The organism is Acinetobacter sp. WC-743, assembly GCF_000335555.1.
Taxonomy (GTDB): domain Bacteria; phylum Pseudomonadota; class Gammaproteobacteria; order Pseudomonadales; family Moraxellaceae; genus Acinetobacter; species Acinetobacter bereziniae.
The window spans coordinates 1-18,097 of record NZ_AMFQ01000149.1; the positions used below are offsets into that span (position 1 = coordinate 1).

Annotated in this window: 24 protein-coding genes; 15 read left to right on the forward strand and 9 right to left on the reverse strand. The window is 32.3% G+C overall.

Annotated features, from left to right (window positions below):
• The first annotated feature begins 155 nt into the window (after window positions 1-155).
• Window positions 156-449 carry a M15 family metallopeptidase gene (locus ACINWC743_RS22390; protein ID WP_009587145.1) on the forward strand — a complete coding sequence of 98 codons (294 nt, stop codon included), beginning with the start codon at window positions 156-158 and terminating at the stop codon, window positions 447-449.
• 100 nt (window positions 450-549) lie between these two features.
• Here the strand turns inward: ACINWC743_RS22390 and ACINWC743_RS22395 are convergent, their stop codons facing one another.
• Window positions 550-891 carry a hypothetical protein gene (locus ACINWC743_RS22395; RefSeq protein ID WP_035301588.1) on the reverse strand — a complete coding sequence of 114 codons (342 nt, stop codon included), beginning with the start codon at window positions 889-891 and terminating at the stop codon, window positions 550-552.
• Window positions 892-1,183: 292 nt separating this feature from the next.
• Here ACINWC743_RS22395 and ACINWC743_RS22400 point away from each other — a divergent pair, with 292 nt between their 5' ends.
• Window positions 1,184-1,447: a type II toxin-antitoxin system Phd/YefM family antitoxin gene (locus tag ACINWC743_RS22400; protein WP_009587113.1), complete on the forward strand. Its 264-nt coding sequence runs from the start codon at window positions 1,184-1,186 to the stop codon at window positions 1,445-1,447.
• The gene (locus tag ACINWC743_RS22405) at window positions 1,431-1,694 is read left to right on the forward strand and encodes a Txe/YoeB family addiction module toxin (RefSeq protein ID WP_009587138.1); all 264 of its coding nucleotides are present in this window, start codon (window positions 1,431-1,433) and stop codon (window positions 1,692-1,694) included. The genes ACINWC743_RS22400 and ACINWC743_RS22405 overlap by 17 nt, the downstream gene beginning before the upstream one ends.
• A gap of 78 nt (window positions 1,695-1,772) precedes the next feature.
• On the opposite strand, the gene ACINWC743_RS22410 is transcribed toward ACINWC743_RS22405, so the two are convergent.
• Window positions 1,773-2,006, reverse strand: coding sequence for a hypothetical protein (locus ACINWC743_RS22410; RefSeq protein ID WP_035301589.1), 234 nt, complete (start codon window positions 2,004-2,006; stop codon window positions 1,773-1,775).
• 207 nt (window positions 2,007-2,213) lie between these two features.
• Here ACINWC743_RS22410 and ACINWC743_RS22415 point away from each other — a divergent pair, with 207 nt between their 5' ends.
• From ACINWC743_RS22415 to ACINWC743_RS22425, 3 genes are all read left to right on the forward strand, one after another.
• Complete coding sequence (locus ACINWC743_RS22415) at window positions 2,214-2,531, forward strand: hypothetical protein (protein ID WP_009587160.1); 318 nt, start codon at window positions 2,214-2,216, stop codon at window positions 2,529-2,531.
• A complete protein-coding gene (locus tag ACINWC743_RS22420; protein WP_009587153.1) occupies window positions 2,512-2,826 on the forward strand; it encodes a helix-turn-helix domain-containing protein in 315 nt (104 codons plus the stop codon). The genes ACINWC743_RS22415 and ACINWC743_RS22420 overlap by 20 nt, the downstream gene beginning before the upstream one ends.
• A gap of 350 nt (window positions 2,827-3,176) precedes the next feature.
• Window positions 3,177-4,523 carry a hypothetical protein gene (locus ACINWC743_RS22425; protein WP_009587136.1) on the forward strand — a complete coding sequence of 449 codons (1,347 nt, stop codon included), beginning with the start codon at window positions 3,177-3,179 and terminating at the stop codon, window positions 4,521-4,523.
• 238 nt (window positions 4,524-4,761) lie between these two features.
• On the opposite strand, the gene ACINWC743_RS22430 is transcribed toward ACINWC743_RS22425, so the two are convergent.
• Window positions 4,762-5,466 (reverse strand): helix-turn-helix domain-containing protein, encoded by a 705-nt coding sequence (locus ACINWC743_RS22430; protein ID WP_009587154.1) that lies wholly within the window; start codon window positions 5,464-5,466, stop codon window positions 4,762-4,764.
• Window positions 5,467-5,631: 165 nt separating this feature from the next.
• On the opposite strand from ACINWC743_RS22430, the gene ACINWC743_RS22435 reads away from it, so the two are divergent.
• Together ACINWC743_RS22435 and ACINWC743_RS22440 are read left to right on the forward strand one after the other, a co-directional pair.
• On the forward strand, window positions 5,632-6,903 hold the full coding sequence (locus ACINWC743_RS22435) for a hypothetical protein (protein WP_009587159.1): 1,272 nt from the start codon (window positions 5,632-5,634) through the stop codon (window positions 6,901-6,903).
• Window positions 6,904-7,029: 126 nt separating this feature from the next.
• The gene (locus ACINWC743_RS22440) at window positions 7,030-7,638 is read left to right on the forward strand and encodes a hypothetical protein (RefSeq protein ID WP_009587126.1); all 609 of its coding nucleotides are present in this window, start codon (window positions 7,030-7,032) and stop codon (window positions 7,636-7,638) included.
• A gap of 10 nt (window positions 7,639-7,648) precedes the next feature.
• Here the strand turns inward: ACINWC743_RS22440 and ACINWC743_RS22445 are convergent, their stop codons facing one another.
• Together ACINWC743_RS22445 and ACINWC743_RS22450 are read right to left on the reverse strand one after the other, a co-directional pair.
• Window positions 7,649-8,131, reverse strand: coding sequence for a hypothetical protein (locus ACINWC743_RS22445; RefSeq protein WP_009587139.1), 483 nt, complete (start codon window positions 8,129-8,131; stop codon window positions 7,649-7,651).
• On the reverse strand, window positions 8,131-8,745 hold the full coding sequence (locus ACINWC743_RS22450) for an AAA family ATPase (RefSeq protein WP_009587109.1): 615 nt from the start codon (window positions 8,743-8,745) through the stop codon (window positions 8,131-8,133). Before ACINWC743_RS22450 ends, ACINWC743_RS22445 begins: the two co-directional genes overlap by 1 nt.
• A gap of 128 nt (window positions 8,746-8,873) precedes the next feature.
• Between ACINWC743_RS22450 and ACINWC743_RS22455 the strand changes: the two genes are divergently transcribed.
• Both ACINWC743_RS22455 and ACINWC743_RS23600 read left to right on the forward strand, forming a co-directional pair.
• Window positions 8,874-9,554 carry a hypothetical protein gene (locus tag ACINWC743_RS22455; protein WP_009587120.1) on the forward strand — a complete coding sequence of 227 codons (681 nt, stop codon included), beginning with the start codon at window positions 8,874-8,876 and terminating at the stop codon, window positions 9,552-9,554.
• Window positions 9,555-9,664: 110 nt separating this feature from the next.
• Window positions 9,665-10,372 carry a hypothetical protein gene (locus ACINWC743_RS23600; protein WP_049044526.1) on the forward strand — a complete coding sequence of 236 codons (708 nt, stop codon included), beginning with the start codon at window positions 9,665-9,667 and terminating at the stop codon, window positions 10,370-10,372.
• A gap of 202 nt (window positions 10,373-10,574) precedes the next feature.
• On the opposite strand, the gene ACINWC743_RS22465 is transcribed toward ACINWC743_RS23600, so the two are convergent.
• From ACINWC743_RS22465 to ACINWC743_RS22480, 4 genes are all read right to left on the reverse strand, one after another.
• The gene (locus ACINWC743_RS22465) at window positions 10,575-10,886 is read right to left on the reverse strand and encodes a hypothetical protein (protein WP_009587130.1); all 312 of its coding nucleotides are present in this window, start codon (window positions 10,884-10,886) and stop codon (window positions 10,575-10,577) included.
• Window positions 10,887-10,947: 61 nt separating this feature from the next.
• Window positions 10,948-11,718 carry a Rha family transcriptional regulator gene (locus ACINWC743_RS23605; protein WP_009587119.1) on the reverse strand — a complete coding sequence of 257 codons (771 nt, stop codon included), beginning with the start codon at window positions 11,716-11,718 and terminating at the stop codon, window positions 10,948-10,950.
• 213 nt (window positions 11,719-11,931) lie between these two features.
• A complete protein-coding gene (locus ACINWC743_RS22475; protein ID WP_009587133.1) occupies window positions 11,932-12,141 on the reverse strand; it encodes a hypothetical protein in 210 nt (69 codons plus the stop codon).
• Between the two features lie 85 nt (window positions 12,142-12,226).
• Complete coding sequence (locus ACINWC743_RS22480; RefSeq protein ID WP_035301590.1) at window positions 12,227-13,573, reverse strand: hypothetical protein; 1,347 nt, start codon at window positions 13,571-13,573, stop codon at window positions 12,227-12,229.
• A 1,372-nt stretch (window positions 13,574-14,945) separates the two neighbouring features.
• Between ACINWC743_RS22480 and ACINWC743_RS22485 the strand changes: the two genes are divergently transcribed.
• The 5 genes from ACINWC743_RS22485 (at window position 14,946) to ACINWC743_RS22505 (ending at window position 18,095) form a co-directional block, all read left to right on the forward strand.
• Window positions 14,946-15,371 carry a hypothetical protein gene (locus ACINWC743_RS22485; protein WP_035301592.1) on the forward strand — a complete coding sequence of 142 codons (426 nt, stop codon included), beginning with the start codon at window positions 14,946-14,948 and terminating at the stop codon, window positions 15,369-15,371.
• A gap of 685 nt (window positions 15,372-16,056) precedes the next feature.
• Window positions 16,057-16,245: a hypothetical protein gene (locus tag ACINWC743_RS22495; protein ID WP_009587129.1), complete on the forward strand. Its 189-nt coding sequence runs from the start codon at window positions 16,057-16,059 to the stop codon at window positions 16,243-16,245.
• Window positions 16,246-16,248: 3 nt separating this feature from the next.
• A complete protein-coding gene (locus tag ACINWC743_RS25135) occupies window positions 16,249-16,935 on the forward strand; it encodes a portal protein (protein WP_009587123.1) in 687 nt (228 codons plus the stop codon).
• 22 nt (window positions 16,936-16,957) lie between these two features.
• Window positions 16,958-17,914, forward strand: a complete 957-nt coding sequence (locus tag ACINWC743_RS25140; RefSeq protein WP_009587116.1) for a portal protein — start codon at window positions 16,958-16,960, stop codon at window positions 17,912-17,914.
• Window positions 17,901-18,095, forward strand: a complete 195-nt coding sequence (locus tag ACINWC743_RS22505; RefSeq protein WP_009587149.1) for a hypothetical protein — start codon at window positions 17,901-17,903, stop codon at window positions 18,093-18,095. The genes ACINWC743_RS25140 and ACINWC743_RS22505 overlap by 14 nt, the downstream gene beginning before the upstream one ends.
• Window positions 18,096-18,097: the final 2 nt, after the last annotated feature.

Genomic DNA, 18,097 nt, shown 5'->3' on the forward strand with positions numbered 1-18,097 from the left:
GCTGCAATACTAGGAACTCTCGGTACAGAAGTCGTATGCAAATACTTTAAGAAACAACTCCATAAAAACATGAAAGATGTAAAACAAATCATCAAGGATGAAACTAAAAATGACCTATAAACTTGGTGCTAAAAGCTTAAAAACTTTAGAACGGTGTGCATCCTGATTTAGTCAAAATCGTTCACCGAGCGATAGAGCTAACTGAATGTGATTTTACAGTCATTGAAGGTTTGCGAACCAAAGCAAGACAAGCACAACTTTTGAAAGAAAAGAAAACAACAACCATGAACAGTCGTCATTTAACAGGACATGCTGTGGACCTGGCTGCTTGGGTCATTGTCAACAAGCAAGGTACTATTTCTTGGGATTGGAAATACTACTACATCATAGAAAAAGCCATGAAACAGGCTTCAAAAGAACTTGAGATACCGATTGAATGGCGGTGGTGATTGGAAGAATTTTAAAGACGCTCCGCATTGGCAACTACCATTCAAACAGTATCCAAAATAACAACTTAGCCTCTACTTTAACGAGTTGAGGCTTTTTTATTTACTTAGGTATAACAATAATTTTATCTAAAGTTTCATCAGAAATAGGGTTTTCTGTGTCATAAGAACAGTCATCAACAGGATGTTCATAATTGTCAGGATTTTCATTAAACAAACCAACATCTGAATTTGTTACATCGAAACTTCCGACACTCACATGATTAGTGACTGTACCACTACCTTCAACTTCCGCAGTAATGTTAATAGCAACAATAACCCGATCTTCATCGTAAACAGGGGCTACAGAAACTTCTTCTATTGGAACGGATTCACCACTTTCAAACTCAATTACATCAGGCAACGTGATAGTTTTTTCACTATCATTTAAAGTTGAAACAGACATGACCATGACCTCTTAAAAAGGGGATTCATATCAATAGCATAAATATCATTTAATGCAAGAAATAATCAAAAATTTTAAACAGCCGTTACGATTTAATTTAACAATCGAAGGGCTTCACATATTGTACAAAATATTGTACAATAAATTCATGTAAATAATCGGTGATTATTTATAACGAAAACATGAATAGAAGTCAGGGACTATCTTTTCTATTGGAGTCATAGCGAAAATCAGGGATTTTTGCTTTATGGCAATTACGATGGTCGGTGACTAAACGTAATGGATGAATAATATGCAAATATTTACTTACTCAGATGTTCGTCAAAATCTAAAATCTGTTTTAGATAAAGTTATTGATGATTCAGATGTAGCAGTCATTACAAGAAAAGAAGGTCAACATGCCGTTGTGATGGGTCAAGACTATTACAACAGCGTAATGGAAACATTACACCTTATGTCTTCTCCAAGTAACGCAGCTCATTTGGCTAAATCAATTGCAGAGTTACGAGCATCTAAAGCAATCGAAAGAGAACTTTTAGATGAAACGGAAGACTAGTTTTACGCCTTCAGCTTGGGATGATTATGTCTATTGGCAAACTCAAGACAAGAAAACATTAAAGCGAGTTAATGCTTTGATTAAAGAATGCCTGAGAACCCCATTTGAAGGTATTGGAAAACCTGAACCATTACTCGGTGATTTATCAGGGTTTTGGAGTAGACGGATAGATGAGAAAAATAGACTAGTCTATGAAGTAACAGACGCAGCGATAACAGTAGTTTCTTGCCGTTATCACTACGAATGAAGTAGAAGCTCTTACCTTAAACAGTAGGGGCTTTTTTTAAATAGGATATCTCATAACTTTTGTGTTAATCAGTCCATTCTAATCAAGATTTTTTAACAACTCAGAATAGTGATACCATTTTTCTTTAAGCTCTAAATATTCATCTTCTGAAATTAGACTTAAATAATTTGCAAAATCAGCTTGGATTTGAATTTCTCTCAATGCATCAAAAATGTATTTAGGATTACTTCCTCTATCAATTTGTGAACGTATTCCTGACAAACTGCCCAAAAGGTATGTATGAGCCTTGTCCTTTAATATTTTGTTATTCATAACGCTATTCCTTTGTTTTAATGATACGAATATAACAATAATCAGCATAAAATTACATATTTAAGGAAGTCGTATTGCCACTGTTACGACAATATTTGGCGTATTAAATTTCTAAATCGCTTAGGCTAAATGCAGGAAATTATATAAAAGTTGACTATACTACATAGTAGTATAGAATAATACTACAAAGCAGTAATGATTTTTTAAATGTTAACTATTTGTGAAACAATTTTCTTTACTACTGCATACCCTAAATATTGGACAAAACAACAATATAACGAGTTTAAAATCTATTTAGCTGATAATCCTGAAGCGGGTGAAGTTGAGCCTAATGCAGGCGGTATCCGTAAAATCAGGTGGGGTGGTAAAGGTAAACAAGGCGGTACAAGAGTTATTTACTATAATCGTTTAGCCAATGGTGAAATTTGGTTACTGACTTTATATAGTAAAGATACGATTAAGCAGATTGACAAGAATACGCTCAAGAAATTGGCGGAGGCACTAAATGACTCGTTTAATGACTGATAAAGAACTCGAAGCTTATGAAGCAAGCAGAGATTTAGGTGCTGAAATACTGCAAGGTATTGCAGATATGAAAGCGAATAATGCGGCTCATAGAACTGTGATTACTGAAACAGACGTGGCTTTAGCTCGTAGAAAAGCAAAACTGACACAAGAGCAATTTGCAGAGATCCTAGGAACATCAAAACGTACTCTTGAATCTTGGGAACAAGGCGTAAGAAGACCATCTAAAGCTGCTCAATCATTGATTAAGCTATTTATTATTGATCCTGAATTTGTACGTGAAAACTTAGCCTAAAATACAATAATTCGATACTCGAAACCCTATCTGTCAAGATGGGGTTTTTTTAAGCATATTTTTACAAAACACAACATTGAGTAAATGGCACACTTGAAACGATTGGCAAAAAATATCACAATGTTTGTCAAGGCATTAAAAAAGCCGTAATTACTAGAATTGCAGACTTATATAAGTAATTGATAAAAATATATTTAATAAATTTGATTTCGCATAATAGTCATTATGTTAAATCCGATACTTTGTTAGTGTTGTGTAACTATCCTACGTCAAATGACAGATGTAATGTCATTAATTAATACTCAAAAAAGTTTAATGAAATATAATAATTTTATTTTTTAGATACAAATATGAGAAATGCTTACAAACCAGACTTTATGCTAATTAAACTTAATAAAGATTTTACCAACTTCCACACTGAAGGTCTTAATAGAGCTTTATTTTGTGTTCTAATTCATGAGTGGCTTCACTATTTCCACAATGTTTCCACAAATTTTGGTATGACAACTTTTTTATCAACCGCATCCCTTTGGACATATTTTCACAATTCAAATATTAATGGAAAAACTATTGATCACACCGAATACAATCAAGATATCGACATACATAAATCGATATTAGCCCACTCAAGAACAAATATGAATAATGGATGTGATTTAAGGAATATAAATAAGCGGGATTTTAATACATTAGAAATATTTAATGCTAAGTTAAAATCTACACAATATGCCAATGTAACTTTACATACATACATTTGCCAAATTAGAATCAAAGATCAGCCTGAATACACTCAAACAATAGAAATTGGTGCATTGGAGATTTTTGAAAATTTAGCATATCTACTAGAAAAAAAACTCTTTGAAGATTTGCAACCATTAGACACCAGCGATTCTAAATTCGATTCCTTTAGTGAGCCACCTATTGTTCCTTATCGAATGATCGAATTATTACTGAAGTACTTCGAGCTTAATCTCAGTAATGATGATTGTATTCGTATGATGATTACCTTACTCATTGCAGTCGATTCCTTTACGCATTTAGAAATACTTATACATCAAATCAAGACTTATCAATCAAAAGGAAAAAGTGCTGAAACATGCTTAATTGAATTTACAGAAAATAATTTAAAGCAAAGTAATCTCATCGAAACATTAAATTTAAGTGAAAAATGGATAGAACAGTATTTCCCAGTCGATGACACTATTGGGCTATCAGTCAAGTCTGTATTTAATATCATTAAAACAAATCTAGAAATCAGATATAGCAACCCGTTTGTGGAATTTGAGATCTTAAATCAATTAAAGGAAAATCCTAACAACTATCTTGATGTATTAAACAAGTACAGCTCATGTGCAATGATGGTTCCACTAGCTACTAATGAAATCATAGATCAATCGGTTAATAGGGAATTAATAATCTTGGGCGAAGCTGTGCATTTAGAAAATTGGCAACAATTTCATGCTGCACTGCACTTCCTCTTACTTCATATTAAAAAAGATGGTGGACTTATGGATACATCCGAAATATCCAATATATGTTGCCCTTTTTACGAAATATGCCCCGTAAAACCCAAAGTTGATAACAATGATATATGCAGAAATAGACCATGGGAAAACTATGATACCAATAATCCAACATCAGATACGTGCTGGTATGGTGCTGGTGTAAGACAAACCATTTACTCACCGAATCAATAAATGATTGATTGATATCTTAATTGTTTGACGTTTATGAGATATCACATCAAATGACACATAAGTTGTCATTTGGTGAGATTCTTGAACATTTTACAAAGCCAAAAAATTGATAGGTCTTTATATAAGTCTATATATTACGGTGTATTACACCGTAGTTTTCAAAAATATAATTTAAATTTTGGATCTATTTATTTTTAAAAATGAGGTGAAAATGACAACTCATGTGTCGTTTTATGTCCTAAAAATCCTCTGATTTTTGCTCCCTCTTTTTTTCTTCAAGTGCAGCATTACGTTTTTTGCCTTCCAATAACACTTCCTGAAAACCAATATCCAGTTTGTTTAGAATATCCGATGGTATTTTTTCATCATATAAATGAACTGGTGTAGTTCTTTCATAATCAGGATAATTTGTATTATCTAAATATATTTCAGTGTCAGAATTTAAATCTGAATTTTTGGAAGGAATATAAAAGTTACCGATTCTGCTAACTACAGTTTCAATACTCCAATACAGTTGAGAAAATTCAACAGGTGTGATTTGGAATAAATACATAATCACGTGTAGATTATTCAAGGATGCAGACAATATTCTATTTTCAATTTTATTATAAGTCGATTTTGACATACCAATACTTAATGCCATTACTTCCTGAGTATACCCCGATAATTTTCTAAGTTTATACAGCACATAAGAATATAAATGTTCAGGTGTAGCTATTATATAAGGTAAATCATGAATATCTTGAATCATTTGTTTTTTTCTAATTTTAGCGGATTCTTTAGGATCATCACTAAATTTTATACTCAGCAAAAATAATCTCAAACTTTCTTTGCTTATGCTGATAGGGCTAAAACTTCCTAAAAATTGTTTGCCTTCCTTATCGGCAAATACACTTCCATTGTCTAGGTCATAGTAAAGACCTGTTTCCTTATCAAGTTTCATTATTCCACACACCATTACATAACTATTAGTAGCATTATAGCATAATTAAAAACCTATAATTATATAAAAATCTCTAATTAGGAGTGTACAAGTTTATTTTTAGGCGTTATATTCTGCTTAGTCACTTGCAAGGACGTTCCCTATATCCCCCCAAAAGGAAAAAATATGACCGACTTAACAACTCCAACAACTGAACAGATTGAAAATGCTACTCCAATTGTAATCGCTCCAACAATTGCAGATAGCTATGCAGATGTGCGTGAAGAATTGACAGCCATCTTTAACGAAATTTGGACAATTTCTGTAAAATGTATTTATATTGCTGAAGCCTATCGAACGGTATTTATCTTGTGGTTATTTCTCACTTATTTGAAAGATCACTTACGTTATGCACCTTTACTTGTGATAGATGCACCTGATCGTGGCTGCGGAAAAACCACACTGCAACAATTTTTAATTGTGATGAGTGGGCGAGAACCAGATTATCGTTATACCGATTTTACTAAAGCTGGTTTAAAGCAGCTCGATAATAGCGAAATTCTTTTTCTCGATGAAATGGATAGTATTTCCACTGCTTCTCTGCGTCAGATTACGACCTTTTTAAATACGAGCTTTGAATCAAGTGGTGCAAAATCCATTAATGCCCGATCAAGCGAATCTACTTACGGATTTCGTTGTCTTTCAGGTATCAATGTACTTGCAAAATTAGAACCATCAACACAAAGCCGTAGTATTCGTATTCCTTTAAGACGCACACCTAGTAATAAAAAACTTGAAATGCGATTTGAAGAATTGCCACTTGATCATTTAATTGCTGAAGCTGAAGTTCTAAAAAATACGTTAGAGAAGTACAGTACAAAATTGCAGTACTATTTTTCATGCGTTGACTATCCACAAAAGGCAGTACTAATAGGGCGTGAAGGTGATGTGTGGCGTAATATGTTCGACCTTGCTTCCTTAATTGATGAAAAATATGTAAGACATTTAATGACTTGTATCAATAATCAAGATTTTTATGATCAAGATTTTGACTTTCCAGATGTGCAGTACTATGTAAATGTGCGACAGTACAATGCACCCATTGAGCCAGAATTTTATGATGGTACAGATGATGATAGTACTGATTACAGTACAAAAGATCTCTTGGCAGGGGTCAAAGCAGTACTAAGTATTTATGCTGAAAAGTCAAATATTGGTATACAAACGAAAGAATTATTCCGCTTAATCTCGATCTTAAAAATCAAGGATGCACCCATCACACAACGATCTTTAGGGCGTTATTTGACAAGCTTAGGGTTCAAGAATGATAAAAATGTGGACAAGAATAGTGGCTACCGTTTTGATCAAACTTATGAAACACTCAGTACAAAATATCCAAAAGCAATTGATGATGAACTTTGTACTGTATACATGGAATTACTACTGCCTCATTTATAATAGTACTGCCCTAGAGATTGATCACCTTTAGGGCTGATCTTTGTGACAACCTAAGACTCTAACCTATTGTCATAAATCGGAAAATATTGCATTGTTTACTGATACCCATAACTAAAGTAACAATATATGAATGATGAAAATGAAATTTCAAAAAATCAGAAAGATAGCGGATTAGAAAACTATAATCCAGAAACTCACTATATCGAGAAAAAAACTACTTATTGGAAATTCGTAGGGTTTGAATTTTTAGTTTTTATTTGTATTAGTTCAGGTGCATTCATTTCGACGTATTTGGGAACAAATCTTTTCTCAAATGAAAAAAAGTTAGAAAATCTCATTTTACTGTATACCGAATTTTTTAGTGCAGAAAGTATCGCATTAACTATTCTTGGTATATTTTCCATTGTAGGGCTTTTAACAGCATTGAATATGATGGCAACTGATTCTCAACTTGATTTAAAATCTTTATTTAAAAGGCTTATATTTTCATGCATTGATTTCGTTTATCTTATGATTTCGACAATGCTTGGCTTTAGTTGTGCAGCTCTATGTTTTGCAATGAACCAAGAAATTTCACCAGATATTATTCATTTAAAAAAAGCTTTGAGCGTACTTATCATTACACTGATTGGACTTGCAATAATGTATGTACCTACATTTATGGTACTTCCACATCAAGGAAAAATTTCTGATTTAAAAAATAAAGTAATAAATCCCCTAGTGATTGGTCACTAGAGGATTCTGTTTATTCTTCTTTGACTGATACCATATTCAATTTTTGATTTGCAATTTCAGAATATTTTTCAGGTGACAAAACTGCTTCGGCTTTTGATCTCAGAACCTCTCGAATATAGTCAGTAAGCGTGGTTGCTGTTGTACTATCATCGCCCTTAAAAGCTTCCTCAATTAACCTAAATTCTTCGACAAATAGTGGAACATTAATCGCTGTCCCAACATAAAATGGTTTTCGATCTCTGCTGTTTAAATTATTCTCAAAATAAACGGACTTACTTCGACCATTTTTAGGTTGGCGTTCAGGCTGTATATCGGACTTAGAACTTTTTAAAACTTCAGCACGAATGCGTTCACGATCTTTAATTTGATTACTTTTTTTAGGTTTACTGACTGATTCAGCAACCACTTCACCTGATCCTGCACTGTTAATGAATGCATCTACGTTTGGACTTTCTTCAGTGTCAAAGCCAATGTTAAATGGTCTTTTAGCCATTAGATAATCTCCACAAGAAAGTCATTAAATTCATCTTTGGCTTTTGAGCTATTCATTTCCAATACACTCAATCCGTCAATCATTGCATCACGGAATTGCTTACGGTCACGGATAATAGTTTTTAAAGTCTTAACGGATTTGATTGTATTTAGAAGCTCATGAGCTGCTTCAACTTCTGTTGATTTTGAATTAGATGGGGCTTTGTTCAGAACAACAAAAGTTTCAAGTTTTGGATTATTTTGTTTAGCGATAGCAACCAACTTTAATACAAATGGTAATACTTCAATATCGGTTTGACTTGGTTGGGTTGGGATAACTAATTTGTCTGCAACAACAAGAGCCGAACGGAACTCGACTCCATCCTTTCCTGCAACGTCCACAATGACATAATCATAAGTTTCATTTAGCTTTAATAATTCTTCTTTCAAATTGTCTTTAAGATGTACCGTATCAATCTTATCTTCTCTACGGCTGTTCCAACGGAATGAAGATTGTTGATCATCACCATCTACTAATATCGTTTTACCCTTTTTACTGAGAGCTACAGCTAGGTTCGTTGCAAGTGTTGTCTTGCCTACCCCACCTTTTTGATTTGCTACTACAAATATACTCATTTATAACTCTAATTTTCGTTGAATTTATACAACGATAATAACAATTATAATTTATATGATCCAGCTAAATAAGTGTTTAATTTGTAAAAAGTAAAGGTTAAAATGGACGGAAAACTAGAGGTTGATTCATGTCAGATAAAAATGAGATTGTTAATAACTTAGCAGGGGCTTTAGTAGCAATCTTTGTAGGTTGTCTTGTTGTCATCTGTATTATTGTAAATCTTCCAAATACAAAAGAGTTAGATGGAGCACTAATTGCAAATGTATTGGTAGGCGGTGTTACTTTATTTGCACCAATCGCAGCATACTATTTATTAAATGATTGGAAAGAACAATACAATATAAGCTTAGAAAAAGATGATCTAAAATCTTTTAAAATACAGTTAAAAAAATTAAGGGAAAATATTGACTACTATGAAGTTCATTATAGAGGAGTTCATTCCCTCTTAATTCCAATTAATGAAAATGATAATCCACATAATATAAATAGTTTTTCAGAGCTTATTAGTGACTATGATCTTGTTGTTAAAGAAATTCAAAAAAAAAGAAGAGAACTTTCTTTTATTGCAATAAGTTATGAGCAAGACCTTAAGTACTATATGAAAATAACTCCTGATTTTGTATTAGAGACTGAATTTGAGAAAATTAATTGTTTCGTTGAGGAAATAGATAAATTTTTTGAATATATTAAAGATAATGATTTAAAAAGCTTCTTCTTAACCTATGATGAATTTAGCAATAGCTATGATTTTTTAAATGAAATGTTAGAAAATCAAATGATAGATCTAGACCAAAAATTAAGAGTATAAAGTTCCCATTCCATAGAAATAGTGGAAAATCTATACGCCTAATTTTAGTGAAAAATTTAAATATATAATCATTGATGTAGCAGAACGACATTCAAAAGAGATGGTGTGGAATGGATTTTTTTAGAATTTTTAAAAGACTTGATATAAGGCTATCTATTGAAATTTGGCTACTATCTAGCACCATCTACTATGCCCTATATATTTACCTAGTAGAATTTTATTCTGACTTTTGTAAAAGTATGCCTTCCTATTGTGTTGAATTTCTGCCTTATGGAGATTTCCTTGCAGCCTACATTGCAATAGTGGGATTATATTTCGTTATAACGTCTTTAGATGCATGGAAAAATCAGTATAAATTTGAAGAAGCAGTTAAAACAATTGAGCAATTTGACCAACAACTACCAATCCTTCAGTTAATAGTGTCAAAGATTTATCAGCTTGTACATGAGTGTGAATCTAATAATTACTATGACATGTTTGGTGCAGAAAAAAACTTTCAAGATATGCTAAAAATGCAAAGAATCTACGAGCGACTTGGTGAACTACAAGACTATATTCGAAATAATAAGAACAACTTACATCAAAATCTATTTGAATCAAATATCACTGATTTTGAAGAAGCCATAAATGAAGCATTGCAATGTGTACAAGACGCCCATTTATCAGAACCGAACTATGGAGACAATGAGGAACATAATTTAGAGACAAGAAAGAAAAAAGTAGAAAAGGTAAAAAAAGGGCTAACTCAACTTAAACTACGAAACGAAAAATTCGTATCAAATTATAATAATTTAAAGTCTAAATTTGAATTAAATTAAAAGCACCCTGCTCCATTGCGGAAACAGGGTAGGAAAATAAACTATTTAAAATTGTTTTCGTGGATGCGTTTAACACCTAATGACTGAAGCAGTACGAGCTTTAAAAGTGTAGTTTGATGTGTTGGTGTCAACTTAACTTCAATGAGCTGTAACGTCATTAGGAATGCAAATAGAGCGTATGTGGTAATCAACAAAGGAAGCATTAAAATTTTCCAAAGTGATCGTTTATATCGTGCATGTTTTCTGTGTTGCTTCCATAAAAGTCGTCTTGATCAAAGTCTATATCATAGTCATCGGATACTTCTTCAAACTTCAAATAATTGAAGGCGATATGTGCATCTGCGTTGAAAGCCGTTAATAAATTAGGTTGGTAGTCTTGTTTGATTTCTTGTAAATGTTCGTATAGTTCGTCACAATCTTCTGCTTCTTCAACATTACGTCCGTTATATAAGCCTGTATTTAAAATTTTAGAATTTACGATTTTGTTGTATGCATTTTTTGTTAGTTTTCTCATTCCTAGTTCCAGTTAATCTTAAAGGGGCTTGTTTCATCCCCTCGCCTTTTATTTCTTTGTATTATTGAAAATCTTCTACATTTAATTCGATTTTCATTTGTCTAGCCATTGCAGCTAAACCTTTGTATGTGATACGGATTTGTGGTTGGTGTGTTGTTACTTTCTCAACTAAATAACCATTCATGTTTTGGTAGTAGCCGATAGAGTCACGGTCATAACGGTCTTTATTAATCCATTTTTTATCGTACATCCATTGCTTCATTTCTTTTAACTTGATACCGCCTAAATATTTGTAAGCATCTGAGAAACACATTGAGCCTTTCTTCCCTGCTATCAACTCATACGCATCTACTGTAGGTTGCATGACTTCAATTGCTTGAGTTGCTTCAACTAATTTAGTTTCAACAGCTTGTTTAGCTGTAGCTTCTTCAATCCACTTTTTAGCACGTTCAATTGGATCTTCGATCATGTATGAAGGCTTAACCATTTCAAGAACTTGAGTTTCTAATTCATTCCATCTTTTGATGATTGCCATTCTGAGCTGTACGTTATATCCAGATACCAAACACATTGATAAATCTTTGTTCAATAAAATTTCTGCTGTCATATTGTTGGAAGCTAGAATCACCTGATAATCATTAGGATTCAAATTTGAATCCTGAAGTTGATCAAGCATTGTTCTAATATCACGTAAGATATTTGAATGATCTTTCCCTGTAACAATAGCAATTTCTTTTGAACTCATTGTCTGAACATTTGGGTTTGCAATGATTGAAACTGAAGTGTTGTTATATGCTGTAGCGTTGTTTGTATGTAATGTTAAATTTGACATTTATAATTTTTCCATAATTAAAATAATTTTATTCCGCTTATAATCCGATTGGATTGCAGAATTAATATTGAGTTGTGTATTGCTTATAGTCAGAAAGGTTTTTTAATATGGGCTGACTATGCCCCAACTTTTGTTTTTATTGTTTTCTTTATATTTAATATTATATACTTTAAAATAGAACTTGTCAATTTCCACAAAACATGATATTAAAATTCAATCACTCTCTTTAAAACCAACCCAAAATTTACCAATATAATTTTTAATCTGATTTTTATTCGGAGTATATACAAATATAAATAAAGATATTGCAAATGTAATAAAATAGCCAATAACTACAGACATGCCAGTAAAGTTATTATATTGATGATGGATATTAATTAAACATCCGATCATAATAAAAAACAAAGAAATTTTAAGTTTCATATTGATCCTATAACACTCTATTTACTATAAGTAATTAATTATCAGTTGAAAATCAAGTTAGATTATATAAAATAATAATCTAAAATTAAACCAATTCTAATTGAGCACCTTCTTGATGATCTACAGTTGCTTCAGCTTTAAAGTTTTCAAATTCATCATTCAACCACCTTTGTAGTAAAATACGCATTCTTGAACTTGGTACATAAATATTGATTTCATTTCCTTCACGGATCGCTGAACGCCATATCCATTGAACCATTTCTGATAAAGCAAAGATTTCCTCTTTAACTGGATATCCTTTCATTGCAGAAGCTTTAACTACCATTGGATTAGGGTAAAGATTCAACAAATAAGCTAAATTGAAACGGTCTTTATATTCATTCGTTGCCTTAGTGTTGAAAGCAAGCCATTCATCTTTATAACGTGTTCCTGCAATAGCTGAACTACCTTCTTTAAATGAAGTCCATAATCTATCCCCTTTCTTACCTTTAGCATGGTTACGGAAGTAGTTATCTAAATTCTTAGCAAGTTGTTCACATAATGCTTTCTTGTTTGTTCTAAATTGACTTGAGCTTAGAGCTGTATTTTTATCACCAATCGTATTTATATGCTTATTATCTGAAATATTAACAAGATGCTTGATCTGTGAAGGCTTGTTACCAAAACGAATCAATTCATAGTCAACACCATACGATTTTAAATATGCTGACATTTGAGAACCTTCAAACATATAAGTAGCAATCCACACTTCCTTAAATGCTTTCAAAGTATCAATACTTAATTCCCAAACAATGAGCTTTTGGTCAACATACAAGAGCTGCCCTAGATCACACATTGTTGCTAGGTTTTCATATTTAGTTCCTGTAGGATCACCACCATTGTCTCCAAAGTTTTCACGTTGAAAGCGTAAAGTAACTTGGTCATCGTCAATTTTAATCCATCCTAAACGGAAAAGAGCTTCTAACTCTTTAGCTGTATATTCTGAATACACATCATAAACTTGTATGGTTTCATCAATTACTAAAACATAATCTTTAGCATCATCCAACATAGTTGGTGTTAAGTTCATAAATAATTGATGTGTACTTACTACATTCTCTTTATTTTTAAGTAGGTATTGTAAGCTCTCAGCTTTATTACCGCCTTTATAGCTTGGATGCTTGAAACGTCTATCTCTTAATTGTGCATCCTGTTCATACTCATAATGAACACTAGTATCGTCCTCAGTCGTAATAAGTGGACGTTTAAGAGTATCGTCTACATCATACGTTGTTCCTGCAATACGGTGACATTCATCAAGTAATGGAGTGATATATAAAAAATTTTGTTCTTTTTCTGCTGTTCTAATTTCTTCTATTATACGAGTAGTTTTACCGCTACCCATCATTGCGTCATATACTTTAAACACGGTGCTTATTTTTCCTATTGGCACGTTTTATATTCCTTTTGTTCTAAAATTGTTGTCGAGACTGTTTCTCCCTCTTGAGACAGATTATACCGAACCAAGACAAACATTGTCAAGTATTTGTCTTAAAGGTGACACTTTTGTCTTAAAAACCTTATTTTGTCTGCTAAATTGTTGTTTCTATTTTAAATTTAAAACTGTGGATAAGTTAGACAACTCTTTGTCTTGAATAAAGTCAAGAATGGTACGGCTTTCGCTAGAATTCGATACTCAAATAACCCTTAATTCATATAGCTGTTTAAAGGATAGTAAGACAAAACCTTGTCTTGAGTTTATTATAAGTTAATGTTTTTAATAATAAAAAAAGAAGAACTCTTAAAACAAAAAATGATAATTCCAAGCACACATAACACGTACATACATCATACCTAAACGGTGATCAGCTCCACGCCCTCTGTTACTCTCATTCGATAGAAAAAGTGTACAGTCGGTTGGTTGCTAAACATGAATGTACTTCTGTTTCTACAGTGACTAGTAGTAGATTATGGTTTGCCAGTACAATCATGTTTAGCTCTATAAAAAATTAGACAATATATAAAAGATAAATATTTGTATAACTATATATAAATAAATGAGTTTTTATATTTTATTGTCTAATAAATCTGACATTTCTCTACTATTTTTAGATTTTGTTAATAACAAATTATAAAATAAAGGACATCTTTAATAATCCAAAAAACACATATAAACATTGCCTAGACAAAACCTTGTCTTGAGATTTTAGAGTTTGCTATAAAATAGTCTATTTTATATGGCTTAAATGTATGAAAAATATATTTATCTTAAAAGAAAAAGTTATAAAAAAATATTAATAAATGATCTTTAAAACGATATATCGAACTCCTTAACAGTCGTTCTCATATCTATTTATTATTTATAAAAAGTAAAAAATCTTCTCATTCCTCATACTCCCCTATAGGGTCGTAATCGTCATTTCTTCTCTTTATATAAATTAGTTTTTATATGCTTTTAAATTTAATTTTTACTTAATCTTACCTATAACGAGCAAAGCTATATCTATGTCCTTATCGGACATAGACATACCCTTCCATCTAACAGTCAGTATTCAAGCTTTGATCTGTATCCGTACTCTTACAGGTACGTATCCAAATCCAACCATGAACTGACTGCCTTTCAATTTGTTTTTATTTAATACCATATCAATATAAAAATTTATTAAAGAATAGGTATTAGATAGTAAATATATAATTTATAAAGAAATATTAAGAATAGAGTTCAAAAAATCTATAAAGCCGAAGGCTTATAAAGATATAGAATATGTATGGAACTATCTAAAAAATAAAGATAAAATCAATATAATTTTTATTTTTTGATGACTATGAAAAAGATATTTTTTATTCTTTGTATTGTTTCGTCTTCGACTACTTTTGCTAATACATACTCAGATCCAGATTCTACTTCAAATAGTTGTAAATATTTTTCAGAATTGGCAAAATCCATTCAAACTTTAAGACAAAGAGGAATGAATGCTTCAGAAATTTCAGATAAAGTAATTCAAGCATTATCTGAGGTTAAAAATAATATTGAAAAACAAGCAGATGAAACTAATGATAACGAAAAAAAAGCTAAAATATTTGAAATTGCTGATCAATATACTAAAGCTTTGAAAGCTTATGGATTAGTTGCAGTACAGGAAGTATTTTTAGAGCCAATAAAACCGACTCAACAACTGAAAGATAAAGCCATTAAAGATTATACAAATGAACAGTATCTAGCTTGTCTTGAAAATGCTGTAGATAAATAATTCTAATGATATTGAATTATAAATAGCCTATGTAGAATACGACTGTATTACTAAAAGTTATAGTGATTGACAAAAATAAAAAAAATGGTAATATAAAATCTTATTTTTAATAACTTAAATTTATAGGTTGTTAAATCTATTCATATCCACAACAACAATCAAAATAATAAAATATACCTTTCAATAAAGAGAACCATGTACCACATTTATCAAATCTACCAATCTGAAGAACTCGTATTAACCACATACCATACAATCAATCCTAATTGCTCAGATACAACCAAACTAGACATTATCATTAACTCCCCTGCTACCTTAAATAGTATCGTTGACAGCTACTTCAAGCAACCTGATCAATTCAAAATCGTTACAGCTAAAACCAATCTCAATAATGCTTTAGAAGCTAATGAATACTTAGAATTTTTAAATAATAAACCTATTAATACAACTATAATTAAAACTATAAATAATTATAATAATATTTCTATTTTAAAAAAGAGATTCATTTAAAAGCTCATCAACTACAGTACAACAACATACAGAATTAAAGAAAAGACTGCATAGATCCCATGCGCTTTTTAACATGACTTCCAGATATAGATCTGAACAACTATATACCTACGCACGTACACGCACACACGCATTTTACAACAACAGATAACCAATCAACCAAAGGACAACAGATATGGCTTCAAGCCCAAAAGTAACCAAACAAGCCAGTGCAGAAGAGATTGAAGCTAGAGCTACTGCCCTTGCTCAACAAGAATCAAATGAAGCTTCAGCAGCGAAACGTAAAGCTAAAAAGACAACACTTCTATCAAGCCTAGACACTTCATCAACAGCACTTGGAACTAAAACCAATACAGGAACATAAGCCTTGAATGCACAACAAATAATCAAGCGTTTATCAGTTCTTAAATCAGAACGTCAGAAGCATGAGCAGACATGGAAGCAATGCTATAAATATTGCGCACCTGACCGTATGCCCTCTTTCAATGACATAACAGGCTCAAGCTTAGAGCAACAAAGAAAGAATGCTAGAGCTGAGTTATACGACAGCACGGCTGTAGATGGTATTCAACTGCTTACAAGTTCTATTATTAGTGGTGTAACTCCTGCATCAAGCAAATGGTTTAAAGCTGAACCAAGCGGAATTAATAAAGGATCTGAACTAAATGAAGGCGAACGATGGCTTGAAGAAGTAACAGATTGGATGCATAGAAATATTCACGCTTCAAACTATGACAGTGAAATAGCAGATGCAGTAACAGACTTACTTGTATGTGGACATACCATCCTTTACATAGATCAGAAAGAAAATGGTGGTTATGTATTTAATACATGGGACGTATCAAACTGCTTTATCAGCTCTACTCAAGCCAATGGATTAATAGACGTAATCTTTAAAGAATTTGAACTCACTGCTGAACAAATTGCATCAGAATATGGAATTGATAAAGTATCCGACAAAGTTAAGAATGCATTAGATAAGAACCCAGATCAAAAATTTACACTGATACACGCTATCTACCCTAGAAGCAAGGAACACGTTAAACGGATCTGAAGGTAAACGTGTAGCAACATCAATGCCTTTTGCTTCAACAACAATAGAAGCTCAATCCAAACATATTATAAAAGATTCAGGTTATGAATCCTTCCCTTGTGTTGTCGGTAGATTCAGAAAACTTCCAAACAGTAACTACGGTAGTGGTATGGCTTCACTTGTATTACCTGATGCAATTAGCTGTAATCAGATTATGAAGCTATCACTTCAAACTGCTGAACTTAATTTAGGTGGGTTATGGGTCGCTAATCATGGCGGTATAGTAAATCCTCACACACTTCGTATTAAGCCAAACGCTATTATTATGGCGAATCAAGTAGACAGTATCAAACGACTCGATACAGGATCAGCAACTGTAGGGCTAGGATTAGATTTCGTTGTCCATCTACAAAACAAAATTAGAAAAGCATTACTTAGTGATCAATTAACATCACCTTCACAAAGCCCACTTAGTGCAACAGAAGTTCAGGCTAGAGTAAGTTTATATAGACAGCAATTAGGAAGTATCTTCGGACGCTTGAATGCGGAACTAGCAACAGGAATCTTAAATAGAACTTGGGACATAGCAATGCGTTCAGGTGTACTTCCACAAGCGCCTGAAGAACTTATGCAAGCCAACAGTATCAGTTTTACATTTACCAATGGTATGAGTGCAGCAGCTAAATTAGAACACGTAACATCGATTCAAAACTTAATGATGAATGTGGCTCAAATGGCACAATTAGATCCTAATATTATGGATAACATTAACCTCGATCATGCAGTACAAGTATGTGGTGATGGCTTAGGTGTACCGTTAGACGTCCTTAGAACTGAAGAAGAAATTGCACAACTACGCCAAGCTAAACAAGAACAACAACAAGCCATTCAACAACAGCAACAAATGGCTCAAATTGGACAAACAGGACTTGATATAGCAAAAGATCAAGCGAAGAACATGATGCCTGAACAGATAGGACAATTACTTGAACAACAATAACTACTATTCAACATTTGCTCATGGTGTAGGTGAACAGGTACTCGATGATTTGATCAGTACCTATCACAACAAATTAGCCTTTGATGCAAGTAACCAATACCAAACAGCATTCAATCTAGGACAGCAAGACGTGATTAACTATATCTTAGCTCGTATGAAAGAAGCTGAACAAAAACAATAAGT